Source organism: Nonomuraea sp. ATR24 (assembly GCF_041950485.1).
Classification (GTDB): Bacteria; Actinomycetota; Actinomycetes; order Streptosporangiales; family Streptosporangiaceae; genus Nonomuraea; species Nonomuraea ceibae.
The window spans coordinates 259421-277595 of sequence record NZ_JBGNUU010000009.1 but is presented as its reverse complement, the minus strand read 5'-3'; the positions used below and the strand labels follow the sequence as shown (position 1 = coordinate 277595).

At 73.9% G+C, this 18175-nt stretch carries 17 protein-coding genes; 7 read left to right on the top strand and 10 right to left on the bottom strand.

The genetic code is table 11. The features are described 5' to 3' along the window. Positions 1–16: 16 nt before the first annotated feature. Entirely contained in the window at positions 17–796 is a 780-nt protein-coding gene (locus ACBI99_RS23590; RefSeq protein ID WP_375073479.1) for an alpha/beta fold hydrolase, read from the bottom strand. Positions 797–911: 115 nt separating this feature from the next. On the opposite strand from ACBI99_RS23590, the gene ACBI99_RS23585 reads away from it, so the two are divergent. After that, positions 912–2075, top strand: coding sequence for an acetate/propionate family kinase (locus ACBI99_RS23585; protein WP_219510055.1), 1164 nt, complete (start codon positions 912–914; stop codon positions 2073–2075). Between the two features lie 9 nt (positions 2076–2084). Here the strand turns inward: ACBI99_RS23585 and ACBI99_RS23580 are convergent, their stop codons facing one another. Further along, positions 2085–2942 (bottom strand): tol-pal system YbgF family protein, encoded by an 858-nt coding sequence (locus tag ACBI99_RS23580; RefSeq protein ID WP_375073478.1) that lies wholly within the window; start codon positions 2940–2942, stop codon positions 2085–2087. Positions 2943–3119: 177 nt separating this feature from the next. Here ACBI99_RS23580 and ACBI99_RS23575 point away from each other — a divergent pair, with 177 nt between their 5' ends. Beyond that, a complete protein-coding gene (locus tag ACBI99_RS23575) occupies positions 3120–4880 on the top strand; it encodes an ATP-binding cassette domain-containing protein (protein WP_375073477.1) in 1761 nt (586 codons plus the stop codon). On the opposite strand, the gene ACBI99_RS23570 is transcribed toward ACBI99_RS23575, so the two are convergent. Together ACBI99_RS23570 and ACBI99_RS23565 are read right to left on the bottom strand one after the other, a co-directional pair. Beyond that, on the bottom strand, positions 4869–5000 hold the full coding sequence (locus ACBI99_RS23570; protein ID WP_375073476.1) for a hypothetical protein: 132 nt from the start codon (positions 4998–5000) through the stop codon (positions 4869–4871). The two genes, ACBI99_RS23575 and ACBI99_RS23570, sit on opposite strands and share 12 nt — an antisense overlap. 35 nt (positions 5001–5035) lie before the next feature. Then, a complete protein-coding gene (locus ACBI99_RS23565; RefSeq protein ID WP_357588508.1) occupies positions 5036–6049 on the bottom strand; it encodes a hypothetical protein in 1014 nt (337 codons plus the stop codon). A 73-nt stretch (positions 6050–6122) separates the two neighbouring features. Between ACBI99_RS23565 and ACBI99_RS23560 the strand changes: the two genes are divergently transcribed. Continuing rightward, entirely contained in the window at positions 6123–7829 is a 1707-nt protein-coding gene (locus tag ACBI99_RS23560; protein WP_375073475.1) for a GNAT family N-acetyltransferase, read from the top strand. Here the strand turns inward: ACBI99_RS23560 and ACBI99_RS23555 are convergent. Next, on the bottom strand, positions 7771–8484 hold the full coding sequence (locus tag ACBI99_RS23555) for a hypothetical protein (RefSeq protein ID WP_219510059.1): 714 nt from the start codon (positions 8482–8484) through the stop codon (positions 7771–7773). The genes ACBI99_RS23560 and ACBI99_RS23555 overlap by 59 nt on opposite strands. Before the next feature lie 17 nt (positions 8485–8501). On the opposite strand from ACBI99_RS23555, the gene ACBI99_RS23550 reads away from it, so the two are divergent. After that, positions 8502–9479, top strand: a complete 978-nt coding sequence (locus tag ACBI99_RS23550; protein WP_357588512.1) for an aldo/keto reductase — start codon at positions 8502–8504, stop codon at positions 9477–9479. A gap of 15 nt (positions 9480–9494) precedes the next feature. Here the strand turns inward: ACBI99_RS23550 and ACBI99_RS23545 are convergent, their stop codons facing one another. After that, a complete protein-coding gene (locus tag ACBI99_RS23545) occupies positions 9495–10880 on the bottom strand; it encodes an MFS transporter (protein WP_375073474.1) in 1386 nt (461 codons plus the stop codon). Positions 10881–11108: 228 nt separating this feature from the next. Continuing rightward, entirely contained in the window at positions 11109–11762 is a 654-nt protein-coding gene (locus tag ACBI99_RS23540; RefSeq protein ID WP_357588514.1) for a TetR/AcrR family transcriptional regulator, read from the bottom strand. Between the two features lie 113 nt (positions 11763–11875). On the opposite strand from ACBI99_RS23540, the gene ACBI99_RS23535 reads away from it, so the two are divergent. After that, positions 11876–12670, top strand: coding sequence for a glucose 1-dehydrogenase (locus ACBI99_RS23535; RefSeq protein ID WP_375073473.1), 795 nt, complete (start codon positions 11876–11878; stop codon positions 12668–12670). A gap of 5 nt (positions 12671–12675) precedes the next feature. On the opposite strand, the gene ACBI99_RS23530 is transcribed toward ACBI99_RS23535, so the two are convergent. Then, a complete protein-coding gene (locus ACBI99_RS23530; RefSeq protein ID WP_375073472.1) occupies positions 12676–13086 on the bottom strand; it encodes a hypothetical protein in 411 nt (136 codons plus the stop codon). A gap of 213 nt (positions 13087–13299) precedes the next feature. On the opposite strand from ACBI99_RS23530, the gene ACBI99_RS23525 reads away from it, so the two are divergent. Beyond that, positions 13300–13857, top strand: coding sequence for a dihydrofolate reductase family protein (locus tag ACBI99_RS23525; RefSeq protein ID WP_375073471.1), 558 nt, complete (start codon positions 13300–13302; stop codon positions 13855–13857). Here the strand turns inward: ACBI99_RS23525 and ACBI99_RS23520 are convergent. Further along, a complete protein-coding gene (locus ACBI99_RS23520) occupies positions 13739–14992 on the bottom strand; it encodes a serine hydrolase domain-containing protein (protein ID WP_357588518.1) in 1254 nt (417 codons plus the stop codon). The genes ACBI99_RS23525 and ACBI99_RS23520 overlap by 119 nt on opposite strands. A gap of 320 nt (positions 14993–15312) precedes the next feature. Between ACBI99_RS23520 and ACBI99_RS23515 the strand changes: the two genes are divergently transcribed. Further along, the gene (locus ACBI99_RS23515) at positions 15313–16872 is read left to right on the top strand and encodes a carbohydrate binding domain-containing protein (RefSeq protein WP_219510069.1); all 1560 of its coding nucleotides are present in this window, start codon (positions 15313–15315) and stop codon (positions 16870–16872) included. Here the strand turns inward: ACBI99_RS23515 and ACBI99_RS23510 are convergent. Further along, entirely contained in the window at positions 16808–18151 is a 1344-nt protein-coding gene (locus ACBI99_RS23510) for a hypothetical protein (RefSeq protein ID WP_375073470.1), read from the bottom strand. The two genes, ACBI99_RS23515 and ACBI99_RS23510, sit on opposite strands and share 65 nt — an antisense overlap. Positions 18152–18175: the final 24 nt, after the last annotated feature.

Below are 18175 nucleotides of genomic sequence, written 5' to 3'. Positions count from 1 at the left end.
CGCCGCCGGGGACAAGCTACTCGTCCAGGAAATTCTGGATGACCCTGGCGAACGCCTCGGCCTGAAACTCCAGCGGCACCATGCCGCCCTCGATCACCGCCGTCCGCGCGCCGGGCAGCCGCCCCGCCAGCGCCTTCAGCTCCGGGAAGGCGTACGGGTCGGCCGACGCGCCGACGACCAGCACCGGGCAGCGGATCAGCCCGAGCCGGTCCTCCATCCGGTACGCGGCGACCGCCCGGTGCCCGAGCTCCACGTCGGGCCAGACGGCCAGCGCGTCACGCACGAACCGGGCCAGCAGGTCGGGCCGCTCCGGCGGGTAGAAGCCGGCGCGGCCCGCCCACAGCGCGGTCAGGTGCGAGCCGTCGGCGCTCTCCTCGGCGTGGTCGACCGGCGGCCTCTCGCGCCGCACCCGCCTGCCCTCGGCGTCGACGAGCGGCGTGGACGACAGCACCAGCGCGGTGACCCGCTCCGGGGCCCGGCTCGCCGCCTCGATCGCGATCACGCCACCGGTGTGGTGCCCGGCGATCGCGGCGCGCTCCAGGCCGAGCGCGTCCATCAGGGCGAGCACGCCGCCCGCGTACGCCTCGACGGAGTGCTCGGGCGGCGACGCCGAGGCGCCGAACCCGAGCGTGTCCATGGCGACGGCCCGGCGCGTGCGCCCGAGCAGCGGCAGCACCTCGCGGTACTCGTCCCACGACCGGGGTGACTGGTGCAGCAGCAGGACGGGTTCGCCCCACCCGCACGAGGCGTAGTGGATCTGTCCGAACGGCGTGCCGGCATACCCGAACTCGATCATTCGCGGCCCTTCCTGGCGACGTGCTCCCCCGGCAGCGTAAAGGGCGGGCCAGGGCATGTGTCACGCCATGCCTCACGGGTAGCGCCGACGGGGACGGCGATCGGCGGGGAGGGACATGACGGCGCAGGTGTGGGACGGCGGCCCGGCGGCGGTGCTGACCGTGAACGCGGGGTCGTCCAGCCTCCGCCTCGACCTGGTCGACGGCGGCAGCGTCGTCGACAGCGCGCACGCCGAGCGCGCCATGGAGCCGGACGCCGCCCGCGAGGAGCTGTCCGCCTTCCTCGGCCGCCACCTGGACCGCGACGTCGCGGCCGTCGCGCACCGGCTGGTGCACGGCGGCGACCTGGTGCGCGCCCCGGTGGTCGCCGACGACGAGCTGGCGCGCGGGCTGCGCGAGCTGACCGGGCTGGCGCCGCTGCACCTGCCGCCCGCGCTGGCGCTGCTGGACGCGGCCCGCGAGCTGCTGCCCGCCGTGCCGCACGTGCTCTGCCCCGACACCGCCTTCCACGCCGCCCTGCCCGACGCCGCCGCCGTCTACCCGCTGCCGCGGCCCTGGCGGGAGCGCTACGGGCTGCGCCGCTACGGCTTCCACGGCCTGTCGTACGCGTGGGCGTCGGGCCGCGCCGCCGAACTGCTCGGCCGGCCGGTCGCCGACCTCGGCCTGGTGCTGGCACACCTGGGCGGCGGGGCGTCGGTGTGCGCGGTGTCGGGCGGGCGCAGCCTGGACACCTCGATGGGCTTCACGCCGCTCGACGGGCTGCCGATGAGCAAGCGGTCCGGCGCGGTCGACCCCGGGATGCTGCTGTGGCTGCTGGAGGACGGCCGGCTCACGCCGGACGAGCTGCGCCGCGGCCTGGAGCGCGAGTCGGGGCTGCTGGGGCTGTCCGGCGGGCGTTCCGGTGACACCCGCGACCTGGTGGCGGCCGAGCGGGACGGCGACCGGGCGGCCGGGCTCGCGCTGGAGGTGTTCTGCCACCGGGTCAGCCGGGAGATCGCCGCCGCGGCCACGTCGCTGGACCGCCTGGACGCGCTGGTGTTCACCGGGGAGATCGGCTGGGACCAGCCGGAGGTGCGCGAGGCGGTCTGCCGCAGGCTGGGGCTGCTCGGCGTGGCGACGCCGGTGCGCGGCAACCGGGCCGACGACGGCCCGGTCAGCGCCCCCGGCGCGGCCGTCCCGGTGCTGGTCGTCGAGGTGCACGAGGAGCTGCAGCTCGCCCGCGAGTGCCTGCGCGAGCTGTACGGGCCCGCCGCGCCGCAGGAGGCCGACCGCGGCCCGTGAACCCGGTGATCACGTGTGGGCCTCGCCCAGATCCGTCCAGTCGCGTCCCGGGGCGCGCCCGCGCCACCCGGCCAGCAGCTCGGCCGCCCGAGACGGCGGCGCCGCCAGCCACATCCGCTGGGTGCCGCCCTCGGCGGCGTGCCGCTCCTGCTCCACACTGCCCTCGCTGCAACAGGCGCACAGCACCCGCACGTTCCCGGCCGGCTCGGCGCCCAGCCCGGCCGCCGCGAACAGCTCCACCAGCTCCACCACGTCCGCGCCGCTCCCCGTGACGGTGACCGACAGCGTCGGCAGGTCGGACGTCGCCCACAGCATCAGCTCGTCGAACACCGGATAGCGCACCCCCTCCACCACCCGCTCGCCGCTGGGCGCGCCGTCGTGCAGCACGATCTCGCCGAACCTGCGGTCGGCCGCCAGCGGCACGCTGACGACCCTGGCCCGCGCCGGGCACACCCGCCGCACCCACACCACCTCCGGCTCGCCGTCCGGCTCCAGCCGCACGCACGCCATGCCGAGATCGGCGTCGATCTCCCCCTCGCCCGGCGGCAGCGTCAGACCGTAGCCGGCCCAGGCGTCCCTGGCGGTCGCCCAGTCACGCATGATCGTGGCGGCGATGCCGAGGTTCCAGAACGCCGGCTCCTGCTCGCCGCGCGGATAGCGGGCCACCGCCTCCTTGCCGATCTCGTACGCGTGCGCCCAGTCCTTGCGGAACTTGTGCGCCAGCGCCAGGTCGAACCACCACGCCGGGCTCCGCTCGCCGTCGGGCTCCAGCGCCACCAGCTCGGTCAGGCCCCGCACCGCGCCGTCCCAGTCCTCGCGGTCCCACGCGGCGTACGCCGCCCGCTCCAGCTCGCCCGGCGCCGTCATGTGCGCTTCCCTTCCCGTCAGCGATCTGATCGCCCGACGTCATGGCAACCATCTCCCGATATGCGGCTGTGCGGCAACATCGCGTAACCTGGTGCCATGTCGACGCCCCGAGTTTCCTAGCTGAGGACCCGCTTCCACGCCAGAAGTGTGTCCTCAGCTTTCTCGGAGCGTCATTCCATGATCACCGTTCGTGACGTCGAGCTGCGCGCGGGTTCCCGCCTGCTGCTGTCCGGCGTGTCCTTCACCGTCTCCCCCGGCGACCGCATCGGCCTCGTCGGCCGCAACGGAGCGGGCAAGACCACCCTGCTGACCGCGCTCGCCGGTCACGCCCGCCCGGCCGCGGGCACCATCACCGCCACCGGCCCCACCGCCTACCTCTCCCAGGACGCCCGCCCCACCTCCCGCCCCGCCGGAAAGGCGCCGAACGGGACCTGGGACTCCCCCGAGGGCCCAAGAGGGCCCGCCACCCCGCTCTCTCCCGCAGGACCGAGCGGGGCCGCCACCCCAGGCTCGCCCGCAGGGCAGGGCGGAGGCGTCGCGTTTCACTCCCCCGAAGGGTCGGCGCTGACGGTGGCGGGGCGGATTCTCGGGGCGCGGGGGCTCGGGGAGGCCGTGCGGCGGTTGCGGGCCGCCGAGGCCGCGATGGCCGGGGCCCGCGACGAGGCCGCGCTGGAGCGGGCCATGGCGGAGTACGCGCGGGCCGAGGCGGCGTTCCAGGCGGGCGGCGGCTACGCGGCGGAGGCCGAGGCTGCGCGCGTGGCCGCCGGGCTGGGGCTGCCCGCGCGGCTGATGGACCAGCCGCTCGCGACGCTGTCCGGCGGCCAGCGGCGGCGCGCCGAGCTGGCCCGCATCCTGTTCGCCGGCCACGACGGCGTCCTGCTGCTGGACGAGCCGACCAACCACCTGGACGCCGACTCGCTCACCTGGCTGCGCGGCTTCCTCCAGGGGCACCGGGGCGGCCTGGTGGTGATCAGCCACGACACCGGCCTGCTGGAGGCGGTCGCCAACCGGATCTTCCACCTGGACCCGCACCGCGCCACGATCGACGTGCACAACACCGGCTGGCGTGCCTACCTGGCGCAGCGCGGGAGCGACGAGCGGCGGCGCACCCGGCAGCGGGCGAACGCCGAACGCAAGGCCGCCGCGCTGCACGCCCAGGCGGACCGGATGAAGGCCCGCTCGGCGACCGCCACGATGGCCAGGAGCATGGCCCGCCGCGCCGACCGCATGCTGGCGGACCTGGAGCCGGCCCGCCGGGCTGACCGGGTGGCGCGCATCCGGCTGCCCGACCCGGCCCCCTGCGGGCGCACGCCGCTCGGCGCGATCAGCCTGACCAAGTCCTACGACGGCCACCGCGTGCTGGACGGCGTGGACCTGGCGGTGGACCGGGGCAGCCGCCTGGTCGTGCTGGGGTTCAACGGAGCGGGCAAGACGACGCTGCTGCGGCTGCTGGCCGGGGACGAGGAGCCGGACAGCGGCCGGGTGGTGCGCGGGCACGGGCTGCGGCTGGGCTACTTCGCCCAGGAGCACGACACGCTCGACCCGGCGCGGACCGTACGGGAGAACCTGGCGGCGGCGGCCCCGCATCTGACGGACGGCGAGGCGCGGGGGGTGCTGGGGGCGTTCCTGTTCTCGGGCGACGACGCCGGCAAGCCGGCCGGGGTGCTGAGCGGCGGCGAGAAGACCCGGCTGGCGCTGGCCGGTCTGGTGCATTCCGGGGCGAACGTACTGCTGCTGGACGAGCCGACCAACAACCTCGACCCGGCGTCCCGGGACGAGGTCCTGGCGGCGGTCGGCTCGTACCCGGGGGCGATCGTAATGGTCACCCACGACGAGGGGGCCGTCGACGCCCTGCGCCCGGACCGCGTCCTGCTGCTGCCGGACGCGGAGGAGGACCTGTGGAACGACGACTACCGCGACCTGGTGTCACTCTCCTGACGAGCGGTCCGCCGTCACCCCCGTGAGCAGCCGGTGCAGCCTGCGCGCCTCCTGGGCGAAGCGGGTGGAGCCGGCGGCCGTGTCACCGGTCTTGATGGTCTTGAGCAGGTCCTTCCACATGTCGGGGACCCTAGCGGCGGCCCCCGACAGTCCGGTCAGGCGCGCAGGTCGTCGATAGCGCGCAGGACGGCGCGCTCGTCCAGCATCACGGAGGCGGTGAGGCCGAGCAGGGCGCTGATCCCGCGGGTGGCGGGGCCGCCGTGGCGGTGCTCGTGGAAGGCGGCGGCGAGCGTGAGCAGGCCGGTCCGCAGCGAAGGCCCGGGGAAGGTGACGGCGGGGGCACAGCGGCGCAGGTGCTCGGCGTGCCGGTCCTGCCAGGGCTCCCAGCGCCAGCCGGGCCACAGCCGCGGCGCGTCGGGGAGGACCTGGGCGAGGTCACGGGTCGTCCACACGCCCGCCGTGCGCGTGTCGGCGTCGAGGTGGATCCCCGCCGTCGGCGCGTCCGGCCACGCGGGGACGGGCTCCCAGGCCGCGTACGTGTCGAGGGAGGCGGGCCCGTGGCCGATGACGGCGTCGACGGGCGGGCTGACCGGGTAGCCGCGCACGGTCCCGGCGCGGGCGACGGTGACCAGGCACACGGGCTCGCCCGGCGCGGCCCGCCGAAGCGTGTCGGGCCAGGTGGGCAGGGAGGCGGGCAGCGGGCTCCCGGGCGGGTGGACGGCGGGGTCGAGCCAGAGCATCGGCATCCTGGCCGCGAGCTCCTCGGGCGTGCGCACGCCGGGCGGCACCGGCATCGACCGGGGCGCGGCCACCCCGGCGGGGTCCTCGCCGACGGCGCGGACCAGGTCGGCCAGGCCGTCGTAGGCCCATTCGACCCGCCAGCCCGCCCAGGTGGTGGCCAGCACGCGCAGCGCCGCCCACCGGTAGGACGGGTCGGCGCGGCACGGCGAGAACCACAGCAGCCGCTGCTCGTCCACGTCGACGAGCGCGGCCCCGGTGCACAGGATCTCGTTCATGAAGGTGGTGTCGGCCCGCTGGCGTTCGGCGTGGGCGAGGCCGGCGGCGGGGCCGGGCAGCAGCTCCAGCTCCAGGTCGTAGCCGGCCCACGGGGAGTAGCGCAGGCTCCAGGAGCCGTGCCGTTTGATCACGAAGTGTGCTCGATCACCCACGCAGCGATACTAGAGGCGTCTTCCGCCCCGCATCCGGGTTTTCCCCATGTTGACCCGCTGACAGCATGCTGGCATGGCGTTACGGCTGAGGGCGGCGCGCGCGGAGGAGGCCGGGTGGCTGAGCGAGCTGGCGGTGCGGTCGAAGGCGTACTGGGGGTATGAGGAGACGTTCCGGGAGGAGTTGCGGCTGCTGCCGGAGGAGGTGGCGGCGCGCCGGGTGACGGTGGCCGAGCGGGACGGCCGGGTGCTGGGGTTCGTCACGGTCGACGGGGAGCCGCCGGACGGGGTGCTGGGCATGCTGTTCGTGGAGCCGGCGGCGATCGGCGGCGGCGTGGGCCGGGCGCTGTACGGGCACGCGCTGCGGGAGGCGGGCCGGGCCGGGTTCGCGCGGCTGGTGATCGAGGCCGACCCGCACGCGGTGGGGTTCTACACGGCGATGGGCGCGGTGGAGTGCGGTCCGGCGCGGCTGGTGGCGCGGCTGGTGGCATGGCCGCCGGCGCCGGAGCCGTCGTGGGTGGCGGCGTGGACCGGCGGGCGGCCGGCGGTGCACGTGGGGAACGTGGCGGAGTTCAACGGCGCGCCGCCGGGGCCGGACCACTACGCGTGCATGGCGGTGTTCGCTGGGCCGCTGCCGGAGGCCGTGGTGCTGCCGGTGCCGGTGGACCGGGCGTGGATCGACGGGCTGGCGGACGAGCTCGGCTGGGGCGAGGTCGAGGTGCACGACGGCATCGCCCCGGACGGCGCGGTGTCGGCGGCGATCGGGAGGCGGCCCGCGCTGGCGCGGCGGCTGGCGTCGGCGCCGGGGCCGGTGCTGCCGTGGGGCCGTACCGAGCAGTTCGCCCGGATCGTCCCCACGCCGGGCCGGGTGCTGGCCGCGATCGCCCGGTTCGAGTCCAAGCGCGGCGCGCACGAGCTCTTCCGCGCGCTGGCGCCGGACCATCCGGGGATCGTCGTGCCGGCGCAGCGGCCGGTCGGCTCCCGCCGGGAGCTGCGCCGGGAGCTGGCCTCGGGCGTGCCGCTGGTGCTGAAGACCGAGTACGGCGTCGGCGGCTCCGGCACGCTGATCCTCGACGGCGGCACGCGCCGGGCCGGGCGGCGGTGGGCCCGCGCCGGCGTGCTGGTGGAGGAGTACGTGCCCGGCTCCGGGCCGTACCGCGACCCGACGTTCGACGCCGTCGTCGACGACCACGGCGCGGTCCACCCGGTGGGGACCGGCTTGATGCGGGTCGAGGGCCCCCGCTACCAGGGCGTCACCACCGGCCCCGGCGTGCTGCCCGCAGAGCTGGCGACCACGGCCGCCCGGTTCGGCACGGCGGTGGGCCGGGCGCTCGCGGAGCACGGCTACCGGGGCTGGTACGACGTCGACTTCGTGACCGACCCGGCGGGACGCCTGGCTCCGACGGAGATCAACCTGCGCCTGACCGGCCCGGCGGCCGCCCACACCCTGCGAGCCCGGCTCGACGCGCTGCGCGGCGGGCGGCATCTGGTCCGGGCGCTGGACCGGCTGCCGCTGGGCGCGCGGCTGCCCCCGGCGGCGCTGCGCGGGCATCTGGACGAGGTCGCGCGGGAGTGCCGGGGGCTCGGCGTGACGTTCCTGCCGACGATCCCGGTGGCCGCGATGGAGCCGTGGCCGTACCTGGGCGTCGCCCTGGCCGCCCGCACGGCGGACGCCCTCGACCGGGCCGAGGCCGCCGTACGGGCCGCCAACGAGGCGCTCGCGTTCACCGAGGTCGGGCGGCCACGAAGGCGACGACCACGGCTGCGGCGATCATCAGGGTGACGTTGAACCCGTACACGAGCGCGGCCTGCAGGGGCCAGTCGGTCTTGGCGGCGAGCCGGTAGAAGTTGTCCTGCGGCCACCAGGCGGCCAGCAGCCACGTGATCGCCAGGTGCGCCGCCGCGCTCACCCCTGGCGGCCTGTCCAGCCGCGCCAGCAGCGTGCGCCCCGACAGCAGGAAGGCCACGCCGAGCCCGAACGCCGCGCACTCGAACAGGTAGAGCACCGCGAACAGGCCCGCCCACGGCGGCGGCACGGCCGACAGGTCCGTGGAGTACGGCCACAGCACGTCCGTCAGCAGGTAGGCGGCGACCGCGGAGACCGCGGCGGAGATGGCCATCGCGACGCCGGTCGAGGGCTGCCAGTCGCCGCCCTTCCCTCCGGAGGGCGTGGCCGTGGCGCGCACCGGCAACGGCAGCGCGCGGTGGTCGACCCGCCCGTCGGCCGTGCGCGGCAGCGCCCGCACCAGCGTGACGAACCGCGGCAGCCGCCGCCCCGGCAGCCGCTCCACCAGGTAGGCCCGCAGCTCCTCGCCGGTGACCTCGCCGTCCGGCACCACGTACGCGATCAGTTTCGGCCCTCCGGAGCCGGTCCTGACGCTGACGACGGCGCAGTCGGCCACCGCCGGGTGGCGTCGTAACTCCTCTTCGACTGTCATATGACAGGGTTACCCCCATGGAACACCGCGTATTGGGACGCACCGGCCGCCAGGTCGGCGTGGTCGGGCTGGGCGCCTGGCAGCTCGGCGCCGACTGGGGTCAGGTGAGCGAGGACGAGGCGCTCGCGACGCTGGCTGCCGCCACGGAGGCGGGCGTGACGTTCGTCGACACGGCCGACGTGTACGGCGACGGCCGCAGCGAGCGGATCGTCGGCCGCTTCGCCCAGGGACGCCCGGAGCTGACCGTGGCCACCAAGATGGGCCGCCGGGTGGAGCAGGTGCCGTCGAACTACGTGCTGGACAACTTCCGCGCCTGGAACGACCGCTCCCGCCGCAACCTGGGCGTCGACACGATCGACCTGGTGCAGTTGCACTGCCCGCCGACGGCGGTGTTCTCCGACGACGCGGTGTTCGACGCGCTCGACACGCTGGTGGCCGAGGAGCGGATCGCCGCCTACGGGGTGAGCGTGGAGACGTGCGAGGAGGCGCTGACCGCGATCGCCCGTCCCGGCGTGGCGAGCGTGCAGATCATCCTGAACGCGTTCCGGCTCAAGCCGCTGGAGCGCGTGCTGCCCGCGGCGCGGGAGGCGGGCGTGGGGATCATCGCCCGGGTCCCGCTGGCCAGCGGGCTGCTGTCGGGCCGCTACGACGAGAAGACCACGTTCGCGCCGGACGACCACCGCAGCTTCAACCGGCACGGGGAGGCGTTCGACGTGGGCGAGACGTTCTCGGGTGTCGGGTTCGAGACCGGGCTGGAGGCGGTGCGCCGGCTGGCCCCGCTGGTGCCGGAGGGGGCGACGACGGCGCAGTTCGCGCTGCGCTGGATCCTCGACCAGCCGGGCGTGTCCGTCGTCATCCCGGGCGCCCGCAACCCGGCCCAGGCGGCGGCCAACGCGGCCGCCGCGGCTCTCCCGCCGCTGCCGGAGAGCACGCTGCGGGCCGTACGGGACGTCTACGACGAGCTGATCCGCCCGCAGGTGCACGGGCGCTGGTAGTCGAGCTGTGGCTGGTCAGGCGGAGTCGCGGGCGGCGTCGAGCACGCGCTGGGCGTCGCGTTCGAAGAAGCCGCGCGCGGCCAGGCAGAGCAGGCCGCCGAGCACCATCGGGACGATCAGCACGTACATGGCGGTCACGAGGGAGCCGCTGCTGTCGGACGAGACGCCGACCAGCAGCGGCCCGAACGCGGCGCCGGCCGTGATGAACAGTTGCAGCACGGCGAAGCCGAGCCCGCGCGAATCGGCGCCGACCACGTCGGCGAGCGAGGCCGTCATGTTCGGGATGGCGGTGGCCGACAGCAGCGACGAGGTCAGCAGCAGCGTCACGAACAGCGGCAGCGAGTCCATGGAGATCGCGGCGGCCTGGGTGAGCGCGCCGAGCGTGATGCCGGTGCCGCCGACGAGGAGCCGGCCGCCCTTGCGGGTGGCGTGCATGCGCCGGCCGAAGTAGGCGCCGATGAGCGTGCCGCCGACGACGCCGGCGACGCTGATCAGGCCGGCCAGTGAGGCGGCGGTGCCGGCGGCGACGCCGAGGTTCCTGACCATGAGGGTCGGCATCCAGAACGCGATCCCGGCCAGGCCGAGGGTGAGCGACATCAGGCCGACGCAGACCAGGGTGAGGGTGGGGATCTTCAGCATCAGGCGGAACTGCCTGCCGAACCGCAGCCGCTCGCTCAGCCGGTCGGACAGCGCGGTGACCTTGCCCGGCCCGGTGGCCTCGGGCACGGGCTGCGGCTGGTCGGAGCGCAGGGCGATCACCCGGTCGAGGAAGCCGCGCGGCGGCTCCCTGAGCCACCACACGAGCAGCGCCGTCAGCGCCCCCGGGATCGCCATGATCATGAACGTGGCCCGCCAGCCCACGGCCTGGCCGAGGATGCCGCCCAGCGCGGTGCCGATGCCGCCCAGGTAGGTGGTGATGCGGACGAGCCCGTACGCCTTGGCCCTGGTCAGCGGCGGATAGTAGTCGGCGAGCAGGCTTCCGGAGGCGGGGTTGTCGATGTTCTCCGCCGCCGCGAGGAACACCCGCATCGCGAAGAAGATGGCGAACCCGGTGGCGAGACCGGACCCCAGCGTGGCCAGGCTCCAGCAGAACACGACGACGGCGATGATCCGGGTCCGGTTGAACCGGTCGGACAGGTATCCGGCGGGCAGCGCCACGGCGGCGGCGGCCAGCGCGGCGGCGGTCGGGATGGACCCGGCGGCGGTGTCGCTGATCCCCCATTCCGCCTGGAGCAGGGGCAGCACGCCGGACAGCAGGCTGGCCTCGATCCGGTCCACCAGGCCGACGAGGAACAGGACGACCAGGGGCGCCCAGCCGAAGGGCGCGAGATCGGTGGCACTGATTCCCCGGCTGAGTGGCGCTCCCAGGCGCCGGCGCTTCTCCGCAACGACCTCGGCCAACGGGCCCTCCTCACGATTGGAAGGTGTTTCTAAAATCCCGTTCTAGAGGAGTGTGACCTAAATGACAAGAGCGTCCCGCTGGTAACGTCCTGGGAATGAGCGGACCGCCCGGCCTCCCCGGAGGCCGAGTGGGCCGGTGGCGCCATCCTCGACCTCAACGGCGCCGGCTACCTGCGCTGACCTGAGTTCCCCGCGCGGGAGGCGCCGCGGCACGCCGGACGCCGCACCTCAGGACCGGCCACCACGGGCGCGCGTCCCCGATCCGGGCAGGGCGTAGCGGGCGGCGACGGTGCGGACGGCCTCGTCGACCACCTGAGCGACGCGTTCGGCGCTCACCTTCCAGCCCGGCACGAGGAGTGCCGGCCAGAAGACGTAGTTGGAGATCATGCCCAGGAACTGGGTGGCCGCGAGCTCCACGTCCTCGATCCGCACCGTGCCCGCCTCGTGCTCGGCCAGGAGGTAGCCGCGTACGGACTCGAAGTAGGGCAGCTTCCCGTGCGAGAACTGCGCATTGGCGAGCTCGGGAAAGCGCGGCAGCTCGGCGATGACGATGCGGAACAGGTCGGTCATCTGGGGGCGGCTCAGCAGCTCGGCGTAGCGGCGGCCGATGGCGCCGAGCCCGGCGACGATGTCGCCTGCCGGCGGAGGATCCTCCTCGTCAGCGGTGGCCCAGGACTCGGTGACGATGGCGTCGAACAGGGCGGCCTTGGTCGGGAACTGCTTGAACAGGGTGGCCCGCGAAACGCCCGAGCGCTCCGCGATCCGCGCCAGTGACGTGCGGTCGTAGCCCAGCTCGAGGAACAGCTCGGTCGCGGCCGTCACGATCAGCGCGCGCTTCTCCTGGGCGACGCGCTGGTGGTACGTCGTCACGACCTTGCTCATGGGCCGAGCATACAAGACGAGTGGCTTGACTCACCATTGCCGCCGATCTACTGTCAAGCAGTGTGGTGAGCCACTCAGCTCACCATCCCTCCCTCGTACCGAAGGAACATCCGATGAACCGCTTCGACAACCAGACCGTGCTCGTGACCGGCGGGACCGGCGGCCAGGGCTCGAGCCACGTACGCGCCTTCCACGCGGAGGGGGCGAACGTGGTGATCGGCGACATCGACGCCGATCGGGGCGCCGCCCTCGCCGACGAGCTCGGGCCCCGTGCTCACTTCACCCGCCTCGACGTCACCGACGAGAGCTCGTGGTCCGCCGCCGTGCTGGCCGCCGAAAGCGCCTTCGGCGCCCTGAACGTGCTCGTCAACAACGCCGGCGTACAGAACCCGCCGGCGCCGATCGAGGACACGGACCAGGCCACCTGGTCACGCATCCTCGGCATCAACCTCACCGGGACCTTCCTCGGCATCAAGGCCGCCGCCCCGGCTCTGCGCCGCGCGGCGGGGGGAGCCATCGTCAACATCGGCTCGACCATGGGCCTGGGCGGCACGGCTCACTACGCGCCGTACGTCGCCGGCAAGTGGGCGGTACGAGGTCTCACCCGGACGGCGGCACTCGAACTCGGCCGCGACCGCATCCGGGTGAACGCCATCCACCCCGGCGTGATCGCGACCCCCTTCATCCAGGAGCCGGCGGCCGGCGCCACCGTGGCGATCGCCGACTTCTACTCGCCCGAGCCGTTCGCCGTCCCCCGCCTCGGAGAGCCTGCCGACGTCACCAGCCTGCTCCTCTTCCTCACGTCATCGGACGCGTCGTTCATCACCGGTTCGGAGTACGTCATCGACGGCGGGCTCCTGCTCGGCCCCGCCCTTCAGCACGCGTCTCCGTCCCCCGTGCACCGGTGAGCGGTTCAGCCGCATCTGCCCCAGGACTTCCAGCGCGACTTGCCCACGGCGGCACGGGGCCCGCCATCCTGGATCGACCCCATGTAGCTGACGCACCGGCCCTTGCCGTAGGTCTTCACCGGCCCCAGGTAGTGCTTGACGCTCCGGCCCTCGTTCTCGCCGCTCGCGCGCCCGTTGGCGCCGCGCGTCTGCGTCGTGATCGTGGCCATGACGAAGGTGCGGACGCCGAGGTTCGAGGACTTGAACGTGGTGACGCAGTTGTAGCCGGTCCTGCGGTTGTACAGCAGGTAGACGTACCCGAGGACCCGCTTGGAGGGCGTCCGCACGGCCTGCTTGCCGTGCGCGACCCGGGCGAACCCGGAACCGCACACCCGCTCCGGAGTGGCGGCGGAGGCGGCCGCGTACGCGGGAGTCACCAGGCCCCCTCCGATCGACAGTGCCGCGGCAAGGAGGATCGTCGTCGACCCGCGCATTCGGCCAGCCCTTCTCAACCGTCCCCGCCGTCCGGGGACCACCGGCTGATCATCTTGCCGGATCCGGCCCTCGCCGCATGCCCGAATCATCGGACAAGTACGCGGGCGCGATGAATTTTCGCCCGTCCGCCGGTCTGTGTCCCAAGGAGGCAGATCATGGCGAAGATGCTCTATTCGGCGACCATGTCGCTCGACGGCTTCATCACCGGCCCGGGCGGCGACATGTCCTGGCTGACCCCGTACCTCGGTCCCGACCCGATGGCGGACAGGCTCGTGGGCCGGGTCGGGGCGATCCTGGCGGGCAGGCGCTCGTTCGGCGGGGACGACCCGCACCGGGGCGATCCCGAGCGGGAGGGCAAGGCGTTCGGCGGCGGGTGGGACGGGCCGCAGTTCGTCCTCACCCACCGCCCGCCCTCGGCGCCGGTCCCGGGCGTCACGTTCGTCGGCGACCTCCGCACCGCCGTGGCCGAGGCCCGGCGGGCCGCCGGGGACCGGTACGTCAACGTCATCGGCGCCGACGTGGCCCGCCAGTGCCTGGCGGCGGAAATGCTGGACGAGCCCCGCAGGCCACCGGCCTGCACTACCGCGTCGCCGGCTAGAAGTAGCGCGGGGTCAGGTCGGTCGTCGGCCAGGAGGACACGCCGCCCGTCGCCGTGCCCAGGATCCCGTCGATCGCGCCGAACGACGGCGCGTCGCCCTCCTGCCTGCGGTTGAACAGCGCGCAGTAGCTCACCCCGTGCTGGATCCTGGCCAGGAAGCCGAACGTGCCCGGCATCGAGCCGGTGTGCCAGGTGTTGAGGCCGCCCACGTTGTTCTCGCGGACCTGCCAGCCGAGCCCGTACCAGGAGCCGCCGGACCCGACGCCGATCTCCGGCTTGGCGAAGACCCGGCCGATCGAGGTGGCGTTCAGCACCGGCCCGGCCCGGTCGAAGGCGAAGCCCCACTTGACCAGGTCGACGGCCGAGCCCAGCCAGCCGCCGTTGGCGTCCTGGTTGGCCATGTTGAAGCCGCCGTACGGGTACGGGACCGTCGCGCCGCCGTCGTCGAGCACGCTCTTGCGGGTGTAGACCGACTGGTAGCGCACCTCGGCGGCGTACTGCTGGCCGGACGCCGACCGGCCGAGCAGCATGCGGGTGATCCCGGCCGGCGCCAGGATCCGCTGCCTCACGTACGACTCGTAGCTCATGCCGGAGACCTTGGCGATGATGCGGCCGAGCAGCATGTAGCCGTAGTTGCTGTAGGCGTAGCGGGAGCCGGGTGTGAAGTCGAGCTTCCTGGCCGTGGCGTACCGCATGATCTCCGCGTGCCCGATCGGCAGCGGCACGTCGAGCGCGGCCGAGATGGTGTGGTCGGCCCAGAGCTGGTCGAGGGTGGCGTCCCGGTCCCAGCCGCCGGTGTGCTGCATGAGCCGCCACAGCGTCACGTCCGCCAGGCGCGGGTCGGCGTCGGCGGACAGGCCCAGCAGGTCGGTCACGGTGTCGCCGAGGGACAGCTTGCCGTCCTGGGCGAGCCGGGCGATCGCGGCGGCGGTGATGCTCTTGCTGAGGCTGGCGATCCGGAACAGCGAGGTCGGCTGCACGAGCCTGACGTAGCGGCCGTAGGTGTAGCTGCCGTAGCCGCGGGCCAGGAGGATCTTGCCGTTCTTCGCCACGGCGAGCTGCGCGCAGCTGATGTCGCGTTCGGCGATGAACTTCTTCATCGCCGCGTCGAAGCCGGCCAGCTGCGCGGGCACCACGCCGGTCGCCGGCAGGGCGGCCGTCCCGGCCCGCGCGGGGGCGGCGCCGAGGGCGAGGGCGGGGACGGCGAGTGCGCCGGACTGGAGGAGGCGGCGTCTGCTGAGCGTGGTCACAAAGGGAATTTCTAACGGATATCGGGCGTCCGTGTCCCGATTTTTCGGACATCCGCTGTCAACCCTGTCAGCTTCTCCCGTACGGCCATCAGCGCGATCCCCCAGACCCGGCCCGCAAAACGGCGTCCTCGACGGTGCGCAGGGTCATCCGGGCACGATGCCACAGGGAGTGATCGGGTTGCCACCTGGGACGCCATAGACAATAGATAAGATTCTTTACAATAATGGGAGTGACGCGCACCCCCCAACCGTCGCGGCACCCCGGCCTTGCGCCGCGCCCGTACGAGCCCGGACCCCCGGGCCACAGAAGGGTAGTCCCCATGACGCGAACACCGCGCCCGCTCATCTTGGCCGCCTCGTTACTGCTCGCCTTCCTGGGCGTCATCGTCACCCAGACCTCGGCGAGCGCCGCCAACCTGCTGGCCAACCCCGGCTTCGAGTCCGGCTCCCTGTCCCCCTGGAACTGCACCGGCGGCCTCGGATCGGTGGTCGACACCCCGGTCAGGTCCGGCGGCAAGGCCCTCGCCGGGGCGGCCGGCAACTCCGACATCGCCCGGTGCAGCCAGACGCTGACGGTCCGGCCGAACTCCGACTACACGATCTCCGCCTGGGTCCGCGGCAACTACGTCTACCTCGGCGTGACCGGCGGCCGGGCCATCTGGGCCTCCTCGCCGTCGGCGTACACCCAGCTCACGATCCCGTTCACCACGGGCGCGAGCCAGACCACCGCCGAGATCTACCTGCACGGCTGGTACGGGCAGGGCACGTACCACGCCGACGACCTCGTCTTCGACGGCCCCGGCGACCCGCCGACGTCCCCGACGCCGACCCCCACGGTCACGGTCTCCCCCACGGTGACGCCCACCGCCACGGTGAGCCCCACCGTGAGCCCCACGGTCAGCCCGACCGTCACCCCGACGGGCAGCACCTGCGCCGTCAAGGGCAAGCCGGCCGGCAAGGTCCTGCAGGGCTACTGGGAGAACTGGGACGGCGCCTCCAACGGCGTGCACCCGCCATTCGGCTGGACCCCCATCACCGACGCGCGCATCCGCCAGCACGGCTACAACGTCTACAACGCGGCGTTCCCCGTGATCCGCTCCGACGGCACCGTGCTGTGGGAGGACGGCATGGACAGCACCGTCAAGGTCGCCACGCCTGAGGAGATGTGCGCGGCCAAGGCGGCCGGGGCGACGATCCTGATGTCCATCGGCGGCGCCACCGCCGGCATCGACCTCAGCTCCAGCACCGTCGCCGACCGCTTCGTCCAGACGATCGTGCCGATCCTCAAGCGCTACAACTTCGACGGCATCGACATCGACATCGAGACCGGCCTCGCCGGCAGTGGCAACATCAACCAGCTGTCCGCCTCGCAGGCCAACCTCATCCGCATCATCGACGGCGTGCTCGCCCAGATGCCGTCGAACTTCGGCCTCACCATGGCCCCGGAGACGGCGTACGTCACCGGCGGCAGCGTCGTCTACGGCTCCATCTGGGGCGCGTACCTGCCGATCATCAAGAAGTACGCCGACAACGGCCGCCTGTGGTGGCTGAACATGCAGTACTACAACGGCAGCATGTACGGCTGCTCCGGCGACTCCTACTCGGCCGGCACCGTCCAGGGCTTCGTGGCCCAGACCAAGTGCCTCAACGACGGCCTCGTCATCCAGGGCACCACGATCCGGGTCCCGTACGACAAGCAGGTCCCGGGCCTTCCCGCCCAGCCGGGCGCGGGCGGCGGCCACATGTCGCCCTCGCTCGTGTCGCAGGCGTGGAACAGCTTCAACGGCCAGCTCAAAGGCCTGATGACCTGGTCCATCAACTGGGACGGCTCCAAGGGCTGGACCTTCGGCGACAACGTGAAGTCACTCCAGGGCCGCTGAGCGGCCTGCGCATGTCAGAGCCGGGGCCCCCCGCGTCGCCGGGGGGGCCCCGGCGGGCTGACGGGAGCAGGGCGGTGAGGGTCGCGGTGAGCACCGGCAGGCCCGCGACCAGGGCGGCGATCAGCGCCCACGGGGTGTCGAACGGCGCCCTCGGCAGCGGGTCCCAGCTGTTGGAGGCCGTCCACGGCCAGGCGACCGCCAGGCCGATCACGCACCCGGCGGCCCCGCCCGCGACCGTGGCGAGGGCCGCGAGCGCCCCGGCGCGGCCCGCCGACGCCGGCCGGGGCCGCCCGGTCCCGGCCGTGAGCGCGGCGGCGGCCAGCGCGCCGGCGAGCGCGACGAGGGCCGGCGCCTCGGCGACCGCCCAGCGGCTGCCCCGTTCCTGGTAGCCGCGCTCGACGTGGACGGCGCCGGGGCCCAGGGCGCGGACGAGCCGCTCCTGCTCGCCGGCCGTGACCCGGTGCGCGGACGGGTCGACGACCAGCGCCTCGGGCTCCGGCCGCAGGCCCAGGTCGCGCAGGAGCTTCGCGGGGATGAAGATCTCGTACATCCCGGGGTGGGCGGGCCTGACGGTGGTCGCGGGCACGGTCCGGACGGCGGCGCCGCCGTACCTGATCTCCACCGTCGCGGCCGTGACGGCGTCCGTGACCAGCACGGCGGCGCTCTCGTCGTACGGGGTGGCCGGATCGCCCGTGAGGTAGCCGAGCAGCGCCCGGTCGCCGATGTGGCTGCGGGGCAGCTCCGAGTCCGGTTCGCCGACCCTGAGGCCGGGCACGTCGTGATCCCGTACGACGGGGACGCCGGGCAGTTCCCGGCGCAGCACGGCATCGGCCCCGGCGGTGACCTGGACGACCAGGGCGCCCGGCCTGGCCTCGGGCCGGTAGGCGGCCCGCTGCTGGGACTCCCGCGCGGAGTCGAGGATCAGCGCCGTGACGGCGACGGCGGTCGCGGTGAGCGCCACGGCGACGCCCGCGGCCACGCCGCCCGGGAGCCGGTCCGGCAGCCGCAGCGGCCGGGCCGATCGCCCGAGCGCCCACGGCACGAACGGGCCCAGCCCGAGGAGCAGCAGCCCACCGGCCGCCAGGCCGAGCAGCGAGATCACCATCGGCGCCTCCGCATGCCCGTCCTCGCGCATGCTCCACGCGAAGAAGGCCAGCGCCCCGGCGCAGAACGCCACCAGGAACCCGCCCAGCACCAGGTGGTCACGCAGGTGGGGCCCACGGGCCACGACCGCCACGACCGCGACGGCTCCCGCGAGGAGGGTCGCCATGATCAGCACGGCCCGATCGTACGCGCCCCGCCC